Below are 13,976 nucleotides of genomic sequence, written 5' to 3' on the forward strand. Positions count from 1 at the left end.
TCGTTCGACGGTGAGGCTACGTTTCCCGAGAAGCGCCCAACCACCCCTCAAAAACCCCTAGGGGCAGGCCCTGCGGGCGCCCCGCGCCCCGAACCGGGTCGGGAAATCACCGGGGTTCTGCCAGACTGGGTGCCGATCATCACCGAGCGGGGGAGGCGGCCAGGGGTGCGCACGGATCCGGCCAGGCCAGGGGGACGTTGGGCACGGCTGTGCCTCGCACCCGTGCGCGGTCTGGCGCTGTCCGCGCTCGGCGTCGTGGAGCTCGGTGCGTTCGCGCTCACGGTGGTCGCCGCCCACGCGACCTTCCTGCTCGACCTCCGCTTCACGCACCTGGCGTCGGTGCGCTGGACCCGGGTGGTGACCGGGCTGCAGCGGCGGCTCGCGGGTGCCTGGGCGGGCGTCGGAATCCCCGAGCCGTACACCCCGGCGCCGGACCCGCCCCGGCCGGACGCGGACGGCCTCTACCGCGACGGGACGAAACTGCACCGCAGCGTCCGGATCCCGCGCTACCGGCAGACCGTGCGCTGGGTGGTCGGCGACGACGCCACCTGGCGCGACCTCGCCTGGCTGCTGCTCGACCCGCTGCTCGGCACCCCGCTGATGGCGGTGCCCGCCGCACTGGTCTGCGCCGGCGTCGCCCTGCCCCTTGCTGTCCTGCCCTTCGGCGGACTGCCATCGCCGGACGGTGGCTGGGCGGTCGTGCTCGGCCTGGCGCTGGTCGCCTCCGGGTTCGCACTCGGCCCGGTCGCGCTCCGGTGGCACGCGCTGGCGGCGAAGCGGCTCCTCGCGCCCACCGAACGGTCGCGGATCGGCTCGGTCGCCCGCTCCGGGCTGCGGGCCGGCCGGGCGCTGGGCCGGCTCGGCGCGGTCGCCGCGATGGCCGTCGTCGAACTCGGCGTCGCCGCGCTGCTGCTGGTCACCGTCGTCCCGCTGCACGTGCTCGGCATCGGCTGGCTGTGGTGGGAGATCGTGGTGACCCCGGTGCGCGAGCTGGCCCAGCTGCGCCGCCGGCTGGTCGCGGAGTGGTCGGGGGTGGCCATCCCCGAGGCCTACGTCCCGCCGCCGTCGCCCCCCGTGGCCCGCCCGGACGGCCTGTACCGCGAGGGCAACCGGCTCTACCGCAGCCGACGCCGTCCGCAGCAGATCCGGCGCCAGCGCTGGATCATGTCGGACGTCGCCTCCCGCCGCGAGCTGCTGTGGCTGGTCACCGACCCGATCCTGGTGCTCGGGATCGCGCTGCCGCTGATGGTGCCGGCACTGCTCGCCCTGTTCGCGCTGATCTGGCCGTGGCTGTGGTGGCCGATCGCCGGGCTGCTGCTGCGGTACGACCCGGCGGGCCCGTGGCACCGGCTGCTGGCGGAGCTGCCGGCGCTGCCGCCCTGGTGCCACCACCCGCTCACCGGGATCGGCACCGGGCTGGTGCTGTTCGCCGTCGGCATCTCCTGGGCCCCCGCCCTGCTCCGCGCGCACAACCGGTGGGCCCGGCTGATGCTGGCCCCCGCCAAGGGCACCGTGCTCGCCCAGCGCGTCGCGCACCTGGACCGGACCCGCACGGTGGCGACGGCGGCGCAGGCGGCCGAGCTGCGCCGGATCGAGCGCGACCTGCACGACGGGTCGCAGGCCCGGCTGCTGGCCATCGGGCTCAAGCTCGACCTCATCCCGGAACTCGTCGACACCGACCCCGAAGCGGCCAAGGCCGTCGCCGAGCAGGCCCGCGAAGCCGCCGGCCACGCCATGCGGGAGCTGCGGGACCTCGTGCGCGGCATCCACCCGCCGGTGCTGGCCGAGCGGGGGCTCGCCGACGCCATCCGCGCCCTCGCCATCGACAGCCCGCTCGACGTCGAAGTCCGGGTGGACCTGCCGGGCCGGCTGGAGCACCCGCTGGAAACGGCCGTCTACTTCGCGGTGTCCGAACTGCTCACCAACGTGACCAAGCACGCCGCGGCCGACCACGTCGACATCGCCCTGACCTGGCGGAACGGCATCCTCACCGTCACCGTCACCGACGACGGGCAGGGCGGCGCCGACCCGGCCGGAGGCAGCGGCCTCGACGGCATCGCCCACCGGCTCGCCCCGTTCGACGGCACCTTGACCATCACCAGCCCGCCGGGTGGCCCGACCGTCGCCGCGGCCGAGCTGCCCGTAACAGGGTGGAGTTAACCACCACTCGTTCCGGCCCCCAGCCGGGTTCCGGCGGCCGCGCCCGATCCGTACCGTCGGTCACGTCGAACCGGCAGCCCGCCGGGACCGCGAGCCGAGAAGGGGAACCCGAGGATGGAGCGCCGACAGCGGGAGAACCCCCAGTGCGCCGACAGCGGCCGGCCGCGTGGCTGACCAGCGCCCGATCAGGAGAAGCCCCGTGTCACCGAACCACATCGCCGTGTTCAGCTTCGCGGCCACCGGGCACGTCACGCCCCTGCTCGGCATCGTGGAGGAGCTCGTCCGCCGCGGCCACCGGGTCAGCTGGGTGAGCACCGCCGAGTTCGCGGAGCGGATCGAAGCCACCGGCGCCACCCTCGTGCGCTACGAAGGCGGCCGCAGCGCGTCGGACGTCGACCTCGACGACATCACCGGGGAAAACGCGGTCGCGCTCTCCGAAGGGCAGTTCGCGGAGAGCGTGGCCGCCGCGGCCGCGGCGGAAGCCCGGTTTTCGGACGACCGGCCCGACCTGGTGCTCTACGACACGACGGTGCTGGCCCCGGCCAGGCTGCTGTCGGTCAAGCTGGGTGTCCCCGCGGTGCAGCTGTTCCCGTCGTTCGCGGTCAACAAGCGGTTCAACCTCCTCGAGCGGATGCCCGGCGTCGCGAAGATGTGGGCGGAGAGCGGGATCGCCGCGACGCTCGGCGCCCGGCTGGCGGGCTTCCTCACCGACCACGGCGTCGAGATGCCCGTCGGCGAGTTCTACTCGCGGACCGAGCCAGTGAACCTGGCCGTGCTGCCCAAGGTGTTCCAGTACGCGAACGACCGGTTCGAGGACGGCGAAGTCGAGTTCGTCGGGCCGTGCCTGGGCAGCCGCGCCGACGCGGACGGCTGGACGCCGCCCGCGTCCGGCCTGCCCGTCGTGCTGATCTCCCTGGGTTCCCTGCGCTACCACCAGGGCGGCGAATTCCTGCGTGCCTGCGTGGCCGCGTTCGCGGACCTGCCGTGGCACGTCGTGCTCTCCACCGGCAACCAGATCCGCACCGAAGAGCTCGGCGAGCTCCCGCCGAACGTCGAAGCCCACCCCTGGCTGCCGCAGCCGGCCGTGCTCCGCCACGCCGCCGTGTTCGTCACGCACGCGGGCATGGGCAGCACCACGGAGGCGCTGTACTTCGGCGTCCCGCTGGTGGCGGTGCCGCGCATGCCGGAACAGCACGCGGTCGCCGACCGGATCGTCGAGGTCGGCGCCGGCGTCAAGATCGCGCACGAAGAGATCACCGCCGAGCGCCTCGTCGACGCCGTGACCCGGCTGGGCGCGAGCCAGGACACCCGGTCCCGGCTCGACGAGCTGAGCAAGCTCACCCGCGACGCGGGCGGCGCGCCCCGCGCCGCCGACGAGATCGAGCGCCTCCTGGCCGGCTGAGACACCTCTGGCTCCTCCGCGGTACGGCAATCCCCCAGCGTCCGTACCCGCGGAGTGCGCGGGCGGTGCGGCAGGACCCTCGTACCAGCCGCAACGCCCCAAAGACCCGGCACACAGGCGATGGCCACGTCTGTGTGCCGGGTCGAACCGCAAGCCCCGGAAACCGAAAAGGCCCCTGCACCGAGCATCGGTGCAGGGGCCTTTTCGGCCGTTCAGCTTTCGCCGTTCACGATCCGCTCGAGCCGCTCCGGCGCCGTCTCCACACCCGGGAGGGCGAGGATGCGCCGCCGTGCCGCACCCGCGGCCGCGCGGAACGACCCGTCACCCAGCACCGCCCGGCAGGCCTGCGCGAGCGCCGCCGGGTCGTCGCCCGTCACGCCGATCCCGACGCCGAGCTCGGCGACCCGCCGGGCGTTGTGCGGCTGGTCGCTGCCCTGCGGGCGGACCACCATCGGGACCCCGGCGCGCAGCGACTCGCGGATCCCGTTGTACCCGCCGTGGTTGAGGAACAGGTCGGCGGCCTCCAGCACCAGCGGCTGGGGCACGTGGTCGACGACGTGGACGTGCGCGGCCTTCGGGAGGTCCGCGCCGATGCCCCCGGTCGCGACCACCGCCACGCAGTCCACTTCGGACAGTGTGGCGAGGATCAGCCCGACCTCGTGCTCCGGCTTGATCGACGACGGCAGCGGGACGCCTTCGCGGTTCAGCTTGGCCTGCATCGGCAGCGACGTGCCGACTGCCGCGTAGACCAGCGGCTTGCCGGCGGGCAGGTCCGCGATCCACGACGGCAGCGCTTCGCCGGGCCGGATCAGCACCGGCTGCCGGAACCTCAGCTCCACCGGCCATTCGTGCGCGGCGAAGGAGAATTCGGCGGGCAGGTAGTCGACCCGGCCGTAGCCGTAGAGCCCGCGGCCCGATCCGGCGATGCCGAGCGCTTCGCGGTGGGCGTCGAGCGGGTCGGCCAGCCGGGCCGGGTCGAGCAGGATGGTGGAGCCGCCGGACATCGCGACGTGCGGGATCTCCAGCTGCTCGGCCACCAGGTAGCCGATGACGTCGAAGTCGTCCCGCAGCACCAGGTCCGGTTTGAACTCGCGGGCGGTGTCGAGCACCGGCGGCAGGACGTCCCGCCAGAACCCGAGCCCGAAGACCACGTTGATGCCCGCGGTCTGGTCCGGTTCGCCCGCCGCGACGGGGTGCCCGGCGGTCTCGGCCGCGGCCATGCCCTTGAGCAGCGCGGCGAGGCCGTCGTAGGCGTTGGGCAGCAGGGTCGACGCGGTCACCGGTTCGCGGGCCAGCTCGGTGAGCATCGGCTCGGAGGTCACGAAGTGGATCTCGTGCCCCGCCTCGGCCAGTGCCCTGGTCAGGGGGATGAACTTGCGGACGTGGGACGGTGAGGCGTTCACCGTGGCCAGTACACGCACAGCGTTGCTCCAGTCTTCCGGCGCGGGGTCAGTCCCGCGCGGCCTGCTCGGCCACGTGCTTTTCGATGATCTCGACCGCCGCCCCGACGCCGCCCGCCGCGCGCAGGCGATCGCGCCAGTACGCGGCCCGGCTCGCGAAGCGCTCGTCCGTGAGGAGGCTCGTGAGCCGCTCGGCGATCTCGGCCGGGTCCAGCTCGGGCGTGTAGCGGACGGCCAGGCCGGCCCCGCAGTCCACGACCCGCGCGGCCCAGTCGTGGCAGTCCATCCAGAACGGCATGACCAGCATCGGCTTGCCGTAGTAGCCGGCCTCGCTGACCGCGTTGCCGCCACCGTGGTTGAAGAACACCTTGACGTTCGGGTGGGCCAGCACCTCGGTCTGCGACGGCAGCCACGACTCGATCCGCAGGTTCGCCGGCAGGTCCGGCGGCAGCAGGTGGTGGTGCGACGCGGGGAGCCGCCACAGCACGTGCTGCCCGGGCGGGAGCCGCCGCACCGCTTCGACGATCCCGCCGACCTGCCCCGCGGTGGGCCGCATGATGGTGCCGAATCCGATGTAGACGATCGATTCGTGGTCGTCGAGCCAGCCCGTCAGCGCGGTCCGCTCGCCCGACGGCTCGGGCACGACCGCGCCGATCATGCGCACATTTTCCGGCACGTCCGGGAATTCGTACTCCACCCCGAAGACGGAGAACCCCAGCACCGACACGGCCTCGTCCGCGTAGGCGGAGGAAACGCAGGCGGGATTGCGGAAGCCGCCGGCCAGCCGCGCCTTGAAGAACTCACCGAGCTTGCCCGACGCGGTGAGCGCCTCGCCCAGCTCGCGCTCGAACCGCGCGTTCTCCTCCAGCTGCGCGGGTGTCATGTTCCTCGGCAACCCGGTGAACGCCTTCGGGAAGTCGGCGGGCACGCGCTCGGCGTAGACCACGCTCACCGGGATGGGCACGCTCATCACGTACGGGACGCCCCTGGCCAGTGCCGCATCCATGACGTACGGCGCGTCCTGGTCGACGACGACCAGTGCGGGCTCGACCTCGTCGAGCACCTTCAGCGTGCGGTCGTACATGTCCTGCAGGTAGTCGGCGTCGATCACCCGGCCGAGGTACTCGGCGGCGGCCCGGCCACGCGAGGGGCCGGTCATCGCGGTGAAGATCGCTTCGTCCCAGTTGCGCGGCAGGTGCCGGGCGTCCGGTTCGCCGAGCGAGGCGAACCGGACCTGCCCCGGCGCCAGCGCCTCGATGTCGGCGCGGCGGTCGTCGGTCGACGCGAAGACCAGCTCGGTGCCGTCGCCGCGGGCCAGTTCGGCGGCGATGGTGAGCAGCGGGTTGATCCGGCCCGCCTCCGAGCCACTGGCGAACAACAACGGACGGACGTGCGGAACGGGCATGGAGATCCCCCTGGTTGCCGGTGGTTTCGGTCCGGGCCGGGCCGCCAGGACACCCGGGCTCCACCCAACGCCGACGGGGTCCTGCCGCCAACCCCTACGGAACCCCAGCGCGGCACCTGCCCAGTAGACTCACCCGTGGTGACCGCCTGACCACGTTGGAGCCGTCGATGAAAGTCGTTCTCGCCGAAGACCTTTTCCTGCTCCGCGACGGGATCAGCACGTTGCTCACGGCCAAGGGCTGCGAGATCATCGCCGCGGTGGAGAGCGGCCCGGAGCTCGAGCGCGCGCTGGAAGAGCACACCCCGGACATCGCGATCGTCGACGTGCGGCTGCCACCGACGCACACCGACGAAGGCCTCCGGATCGTCCTGGAAGCCAGGCGGCGCTCCCCCGGCCTGCCGGTGCTGGTGCTCTCCCAGCACGTCGAGCAGCTCTACGCCAGGGAACTGCTGACCGACGAGGCGGGCGCGGTCGGCTACCTGCTCAAGGACCGCGTGCTCGACGGCACCCAGTTCATCAACGCCGTGCGCCAGGTCGCCGCGGGCGGCACGGTGATGGACCCGGAGGTGATCAGCAAGCTGCTGGCCAGCAACAAGAGCACCACCTCGCTGGCCGATCTCACCTCGCGCGAGTTCGAGGTGCTGGAGCTGATGGCGGAGGGCCGGTCCAACGCGGCGATCGCGTCCCGGCTCCACATCACCGAAGGCTCGGTCAGCAAGCATTCCGCCAACATCTTCGGCAAGCTCGGGCTCGCGGTGTCCGACGACGACAACCGCCGGGTCCTCGCCGTGCTCGCGTACCTCAACCGCCCGCGCAACGGCTGAACCCGTCCGTGCGGGCCGCGTCACGCGGCCCGCACGGACGGCGCGGCTCAGCGGCCGCCGGTGCCGATCCCGCCCACCGAGATGTTCTGGTGCAGCACCAGGTCGGCCGACGACGGGCCGGCGTACAGCGTCCGGGTGCCGGTGCCGAGCTGGAACGAGTTCGTCGCCGTGTTCCACGAACTCAGCTGCGCGGGGTCCACGACGATCTTCACGCGGGCCGACGCCCCGGGAGCCAGCGTGATCTTCGTGTAGCCGGCCAGCGAGAAGGGCGCCTGCGGCATCCGGAGCGTCGAGCTCGGGCCGACGTACACCTGGGGCACGTCGGATCCCGTGCGGTCACCGATGTTCTGCACGGTAAGCGAGGCGATCAGGCTCTGGCCGCTCCAGACGGTGCTCAGGTCGCTGTAGGCGAACTTCGTGTAGCCCAGCCCGAACCCGAACGGGAACAACGGCTTGACCTGCTGCGCGGCGAACCAGCGGTAGCCGGTGTAGATGCCCTCCGAGTACTGCACCTGCTTGTCCACGCCGGGGAACCGGCGCTTGTCGCCGCTGATCGCGGTGGCGTCCATCGACGTCGGGAACGTCTGGGTGAGCCGGCCCGCCGGTTCCGAGTCGCCGAACAGCAGCGCCGCCGCGGCGGGCGCGCCCTCCTGGCCCGGGTACCACATCTGCAGCACCGACCGGACCTTCGACAGCCACGGCATGGTCACCGCCGACCCGGTCTGCAGCACCACCACGGTGTTCGGGTTCGCCGAGGCCACCGCGTCGATCAGCTCGTCCTGGTAGTCGGGCAGGGTCAAGGTGGTCCGGTCCGTTCCTTCCGTGTCGTCGTTGGCCGCGAACACGACGGCGGTCTTCGCCTTCTTCGCGGCCTCGACCGCCGGCTGGAAGAAGTCCTGCACCTGGTTGGGCGTCACCCAGCGCGGAACCACCTGGAGATCACCGGAGCCGACACCGGGCAGCCGGGTGATGCCGATCGTGTGCGACCCGGCGCTCAGGTGCAGCCGCATGATGCCCGGCACCGACGCGGTGAAGAACTGGGTCGTCCCGTCCACTGTGAACAGCGCCAGCCCGCTGCCGGACACGCCCATGGTGAAGCGGTAGTCGCCGGTCGTGGAAACGGAGAGGTTGCCGCGGTAGTCGGTCGAGCCGTCGGCGGCCAGCCGGAGGGTGCCGTCGGTGCCGAACGACGGGGCCGGGCTGAACGACGCGGCCGGGATCGGCGTGCCGACCAGGTCGATGCCCGGCGTGTAGGTCACCGTGCCCGAGCCCGCGCGGGTGCCGATCGTCTGCCGCGGCGAGAGCGCGGTGTCGGGCACGACCTGGGAACTGCCGCCGCCGCCGATCTTCGGGGTGTTCGCCGCGGGACCGATCAACGCGATGCTGTTCGCGTTCGCGCCGGTGAGCGGGAGCATGCCGTCGACGTTGCGCAGCAGCACCGATCCCTGCTCGGCCACCGACTTGGCCACCTTGGCCGCGCCGGCCGCGTCCCGCACCGGCCGGGCCGGGGCCGGGTCGTCGAGCAGGTGGAACCGCGCCATCTGGGTGACGATCCTGGTGACCGCGGTGTCCAAAGCGGACTGCGGGACGGTCCCGGCGGCGATGGCGCTCTTCAGCGCCCCGCCGAAGAACTTCTCGGACGGCATCTCCTGGTCCAGGCCCTTGGTGATCGCGTCGGTCGACGCGGTGGCCTGCCAGTCCGACACGACCCAGCCCTGGAACGCCCACTGCCCGCGCAGGATCTCGGTCATCAGCGCGGAACTGCCGCACGCCGGCGTGCCGTTCACCTTGTTGTAGGCGCACATCACCGAGGCGACGCCCGCGTCGACCGCGGCCTTGAACGGCGGGAGCTCGATCTCGTGCAGCGTCTGGTCGTCGACGACGGCGTCGAGCGTCAGGCGATCGGTCTCCTGGTTGTTGGCCGCGAGGTGCTTCATCGTGGCCATCGCGCCCTGGCTCTGGACGCCGGTGATTTCGCCACCGGCGGTGCGGGCTCCGACCAGCGGATCTTCGCTGAACGTCTCGAAGTTGCGGCCCGCCTGCGGCACCCGGATCGAGTTCGCCATCGGGGCGAGCACGACGTCCTGGCCCAGCGCACGCGCCTCCTTGCCCAGCACGGCACCGTACTGGGTGGCGAGAGCCTGGTCGAACGAGGACGCCAGCGCGACCGGGGCGGGCATCGCCGTCGCGTGCTTGGTCAGCCGGATCCCCGCCGATCCGTCGGCGAACCGCAGCGGCGGGATCTTCAGCCTCGGCACGCCCGGGATGTAGCCGGACTCGCCGAGCGAATTCGGGTCGGTCGCCCCGGTGACGAAGGACAGTTTCTCGTCCAGGGTCATCTGCGCGACCAGGTCCTGGGCCCTCGACCGGGCGCCGGCCAGGCCGTCAGCCCGCTGCGCCGAAGCCGGCGCGGCCACGACGACGGTCAAGAGCGCCGCCACGGCGCCCGCGGTCACCGCGGTCCGCCGGGAAGGTGTGCGGAACAGTGCGTTCGATCGTTCCATGATTCACTCGCAAAGAATCGAATTCCCCAATGCGCCAAGCCCGACAGCCCCGGCACGCACCCCGCGCGGTCTTCCCCCGAAGACCACCGCGGGAAAGTCCCGGACAGCGGCGAAATCAGTGCCCCCAGCACAACCGGGTCGTTCGAGCCCGGCGGGCGGATGCTACCTCGCGGCATCGCCGCACGTCCGGCCATCGGGGTATTGTCGTGGCCGCGCACCACCCGCGACGGCGGGCGTAGGGGTGACCGGCAACCGGACCCCTATTCGCACCGGATCGTCTTCCGCGGCGTTCCCGTTCCGCACTACGGTCGAACCGACTCGTTCGGCCCGGTGTTTTGCGCACCGGCTGGATTTCCGCCTGAGGGGGCCCGATGAACGCCCGGACGGCGAAATGACGAGCGACGCGATCACGGTCAGCTCGGTGGTCAAGCGATTCCCGCGGGCGTCGTCCCCTTCGCTCGACGAGGTGAGCTTCCGCGTGGCGCCCGGTGAGGTGTTCGGCGTCCTCGGGCTCGCCGGCGCGGGCAAGAGCACGCTGCTCGGTGTGCTGGCCACCCGGCTGCGGCCGACCGGTGGCCGGGTGCTGGTCGGCGGCATCGACGTGGCCGCCCACCCGGTCCTGGCCCGGCGGTCGCTCGCGCTGCTGCCCGGACACACCACATTGGACCCCGCCGTGACGACCCGGCGGAACCTGCTCACGCACGCGGCGTACCACCTGGTTCCGCGGCCGGTTCGCGAACGCCGCGCCGCGGAGCTGCTCGAATCGCTCGAGCTCCGGTCCGTCGCCGACGCGCGAGCGGGCTCGCTCACCCCGGGCGAGGCCCTGCGGGCGATGCTGGCCCGCGCGCTCATGCACGACCCGCGCGTCCTGCTCGTCGACGAGCCCCGCGCGGGGGCGCGGTGCTTCCTGCGCGACCGGATCATCGAGCTCAAGCGAGAGGGGGTGACCGTGGTGCTCGCTTCCCGCGACCTGAGCGAAATCGAAAGTGTCTGCGACCGCGTCGCCGTGCTGGACCGGGGCAAGCTGGTGGCGACCGGACGACCCGCCGCGCTGGCCGGGCGGGCCGGACGGCCGCGGACGCTGGTGCTCACCGTGCAGCCCCGTGGGGTCCGCGCCGAGGAAGTCGCCTCGATGCTGGGCAGGATGCGGTCGGTCCGCGCGGTCGAACGGTCCCCGGTGGACGACACGGCGCTGCGGTTCCGGCTGCGTTGCGACGAGGAACCGGAACGGCTGCTGGTGGAGGCCGTCGAGGTGCTCGGCTACGTCGGTGTCACGACCATCAGCGCGCTGTGCGGCCAGGTGACGCTCGCCGAGGTCGTGGAGGAGCTCCGATGACCGCCGGGGTACGCGTGCCCGCCGGCGCTCTGTCCTTTTTGGCCATGTTGCGCAACGACGTCGGAGCCAGTGCCCGGCACTGGCGGCGGTTCCTGGCGCGGACGCTGTTGCTGCCGCCCTGCGTGCTGTTCGTGTTCGGCAGGCTGCTGCCCGGCCTCGGCTACGTCAGCCCGGGTTACGCGAACGTCCTCTTCCCCGGCCTGGTCGCGGCCGGCGCGTTCCTCGGCGCGCTGCACGGGACGGCGTTGTCGCTCGCCGTGGACTTCAGCTGGACCAAGGAGATCGAGAACCGGCTGCTGGCGCCGCTGGACACGCGCCTGGTCGCGCTGGAGAAGATCCTGCTCGGCGCGCTCCGCGGCCTGCTGAGCGCGGTGCTCGTGGTGCCGGCCGGGTTCGCCGCGCCGGGTGGTGTGCCGTGGCGGCTCGCCTCGGCACCCGCGGCGGCCGGCGTCCTCGTGCTCGGCGCGCTCGCCGGAGCGGCGACCGGGTTGACGCTCGGCAGCCTGGTGGCGCCCTGCCGGGTGATGACCGTGCTGGGCGCGGCGCTGCCACCGCTGGCGTTCACCGGCAGCATCCACTTCCCGCTGGACCGGCTGGCGGGCATCCCGTGGTTCCGGGCGGTCTGCACGGTCAACCCGCTGACCTACGTCGCCGAGGGGCTCCGTGCCACCCTGCCGCCCGGCGCAGCCGCGGTCACCGCGCCACTGGCCGGCGTGGTGCTGGCCGGTTTTCTCGCCGTCGCCGGGCTGGCCGGCCTGCTGGGATTCCGCCGGCGCGCACACGGGTGAGGCGCCCGCGTGCGCGCCGGTGCGCGTAAGGGGGTGGGCAAAACTCCACCTCGGAACTGCCGTCAGCTCCATTGTCGCGGCGTCCGCGCGGAGCTTAGATTTGGCGCTGCTCCGAGCCGTCGACGCGCAGACCGGCCCGAGTAGCCGGTCGTTCATCGTGCGAGCAATCCCGCGTGTGTCGTGTACCGAAGGATGAAACCGTGACCAGTTCCAGCGGCTCCCAGGGAGCAATGCGACGCGTCGTTTTCCTCATGTACCTCAATCTCGTGATCAGCCTGGCCGTCGGCGTCTTCACCTACCTCCATTTCCAGGAGGTCGTCGACTACCAGCTGGCGCACCTGCCGACCCCGCCGAAGAACGTCGAAGGAACCCGCGACACCCTGACCAAGCTCACCTGGATCCGCTTGGGCGTGGTCCTCGCGCTGGCGCTGATCTACGTCAGGATCGCCCGCAGCCTGCCGCTGGGCCGCCGCCGCACCTACGTCCGCCTCTTCGTGCTCACCCTCGGCGGGTGCATCGCGATGGCGTACCTGGTGATCGCCGGCGGGTCCCCGGACTGGACCAGGGCCGCGCAAGCGCTGCAGGGCGTGGTCCTGCTGGCGCTGTTCTTCACCCTGCTGGGGTCGGACTGCCGGGCGCACTTCTTCGCCAAGTCGGCCAGGTGAGCGGCCGGACGGGGCCGACCAGGGTGGAGCTAACCCCACCCGGATCAGAGAGATAGGCGCATTACGGACGCGCGAATCCTCCCATAGCCTTCAAAGGCCGGGCCGGATCCGTCCCGCGCCCACCGGAACAGAGAATCGGAGACCAGGAAGTGACCGACGGAAAGAACTACCACACCCCGCAGCCTGCGGCGGCCTACGACGGCCAGGCGCCGGCCGGCAGCACGGACGAAGACAAGCAGCACGCCGCCGCGGCCCGCCGCAAGTTCTTCCTCTCGGTGCTCGTCGGGTTCGGTGCTCCTCTCGGGTTGTACTACGGCCTTCGCGCCCTCGGGCTCTCTCCGCTGCTGTCCCTGCTGATCGGTGTCGTGCCCGCGGTCCTTTCGGTGCTGTACAAGCTCATGAAGGAGGGCAAGCCGGACGCGATCGGCCTGTTCACGATCGCGATGCTCGCGATCGGGACCGCCCTCACGCTGATCACCGGCGACCCCCGGTTCATCTTCGCCAAGAGCGGCGTCGTCACCGGCGTGATCGGGTTGTTCGTGCTGGTGACGACCCCGCGCCGGCCGGCCGTCTTCCAGGGCATCATGAACCTGCAGCCGTCCGCGGACGGCGTGGCCAAGTGGGAAGCGAACTGGGCGAACTCCCCGGAGATCCGGCAGACCATGCGCGGCGTGAACGTCATCTGGGGGCTGGGGCTGCTCCTGGACGGGGTCGTCCGCATCGTCTTTGCCTACACGCTGCCGATCGACTCCGTCCCCGGGCTCACCTTGATCCAGTTCATCGTGGCGATCGTCCTGATCCAGATCGTGAGCAGGCGTTACGGCCGCTGGAACCTCGCCCGCAAGGGCCTCCGGCTCAACCGCAACGATCTGGTCCCGCTGGACCGATGACCCGGTACCGGCCGGCGGAGAATGCCGCCGGGCGAAGACCCGGCCGCCGATCCACCGCACGCTCCAAACCCGATCCGCCGCCCTCGGCCACCCGGCCAGGGCGGCGGATTTCGTTGTGCCCGGGGCGGGTGGACCGCGGCACAACCGGTCCTGCACCTGGGAGATCGGGGTCGATGTGCGACCGCCCGCCGCACCGGAAGCCCGCCGCGCCCGGCTCCGGCGGAACCGGCACCCACCGTGGGTCAACGTGGACCCGGCCGCGTGGCGCCCGCGGAAACGGGCGCTGGACAAGCACAAGGGCGACCTCTTGTCCCGGCGCGCCGGAAGCTCCGCCGCACCCGGCACCGCAGGCACCGGCGGAACCCGAGCACCCACCGATGTCCCAGCGCGCCGGAAGCTCCGCCGCACCCGGACACCACCCCCACAAACTCCACCGCACCCGGCACCGCAGGCACCGGCGGAACCCGAGCACCCACCGATGTCCCAGCGCGCCGGAAGCTCCGCCACACCCGGACACCACCCCCACAAACTCCACCGCACCCGGCACCGCAGGCACCGGCGGAACCCGAGCACCCACCGATGTCCCAGCGCGCCGGAAGCTG

Annotated in this window: 10 protein-coding genes; 7 read left to right on the forward strand and 3 right to left on the reverse strand. The window is 72.1% G+C overall.

The annotated features are described in order from the left end of the window. Positions 1–222: 222 nt before the first annotated feature. Positions 223–2,160 carry a sensor histidine kinase gene (locus ACWEGE_RS15820; protein WP_449661155.1) on the forward strand — a complete coding sequence of 646 codons (1,938 nt, stop codon included), beginning with the start codon at positions 223–225 and terminating at the stop codon, positions 2,158–2,160. Positions 2,161–2,359: 199 nt separating this feature from the next. Then, positions 2,360–3,562 carry a macrolide family glycosyltransferase gene (locus ACWEGE_RS15825; protein ID WP_449661156.1) on the forward strand — a complete coding sequence of 401 codons (1,203 nt, stop codon included), beginning with the start codon at positions 2,360–2,362 and terminating at the stop codon, positions 3,560–3,562. 212 nt (positions 3,563–3,774) lie between these two features. Here ACWEGE_RS15825 and ACWEGE_RS15830 read toward each other — a convergent pair whose 3' ends face one another. Next, positions 3,775–4,965: a glycosyltransferase gene (locus ACWEGE_RS15830; RefSeq protein ID WP_449661157.1), complete on the reverse strand. Its 1,191-nt coding sequence runs from the start codon at positions 4,963–4,965 to the stop codon at positions 3,775–3,777. 46 nt (positions 4,966–5,011) lie between these two features. Further along, a complete protein-coding gene (locus tag ACWEGE_RS15835; protein ID WP_449661158.1) occupies positions 5,012–6,367 on the reverse strand; it encodes a glycosyltransferase in 1,356 nt (451 codons plus the stop codon). 167 nt (positions 6,368–6,534) lie between these two features. Between ACWEGE_RS15835 and ACWEGE_RS15840 the strand changes: the two genes are divergently transcribed. Continuing rightward, the gene (locus ACWEGE_RS15840; protein WP_449661159.1) at positions 6,535–7,191 is read left to right on the forward strand and encodes a response regulator; all 657 of its coding nucleotides are present in this window, start codon (positions 6,535–6,537) and stop codon (positions 7,189–7,191) included. 47 nt (positions 7,192–7,238) lie between these two features. Here ACWEGE_RS15840 and ACWEGE_RS15845 read toward each other — a convergent pair whose 3' ends face one another. Further along, positions 7,239–9,695: a beta-glucosidase gene (locus ACWEGE_RS15845; protein ID WP_449661160.1), complete on the reverse strand. Its 2,457-nt coding sequence runs from the start codon at positions 9,693–9,695 to the stop codon at positions 7,239–7,241. Between the two features lie 391 nt (positions 9,696–10,086). On the opposite strand from ACWEGE_RS15845, the gene ACWEGE_RS15850 reads away from it, so the two are divergent. From ACWEGE_RS15850 to ACWEGE_RS15865, 4 genes are all read left to right on the forward strand, one after another. Next, entirely contained in the window at positions 10,087–11,031 is a 945-nt protein-coding gene (locus ACWEGE_RS15850) for an ABC transporter ATP-binding protein (RefSeq protein ID WP_449661161.1), read from the forward strand. Continuing rightward, a complete protein-coding gene (locus ACWEGE_RS15855) occupies positions 11,028–11,819 on the forward strand; it encodes an ABC transporter permease (protein WP_449661162.1) in 792 nt (263 codons plus the stop codon). The genes ACWEGE_RS15850 and ACWEGE_RS15855 overlap by 4 nt, the downstream gene beginning before the upstream one ends. Positions 11,820–12,049: 230 nt before the next feature. Beyond that, on the forward strand, positions 12,050–12,484 hold the full coding sequence (locus tag ACWEGE_RS15860; protein WP_449661163.1) for a hypothetical protein: 435 nt from the start codon (positions 12,050–12,052) through the stop codon (positions 12,482–12,484). A 149-nt stretch (positions 12,485–12,633) separates the two neighbouring features. Next, a complete protein-coding gene (locus tag ACWEGE_RS15865) occupies positions 12,634–13,374 on the forward strand; it encodes a VC0807 family protein (protein WP_449661164.1) in 741 nt (246 codons plus the stop codon). The last annotated feature ends 602 nt before the right edge of the window (positions 13,375–13,976 follow it).

The sequence above is a fragment of the Amycolatopsis sp. NPDC004747 genome, assembly GCF_053601335.1.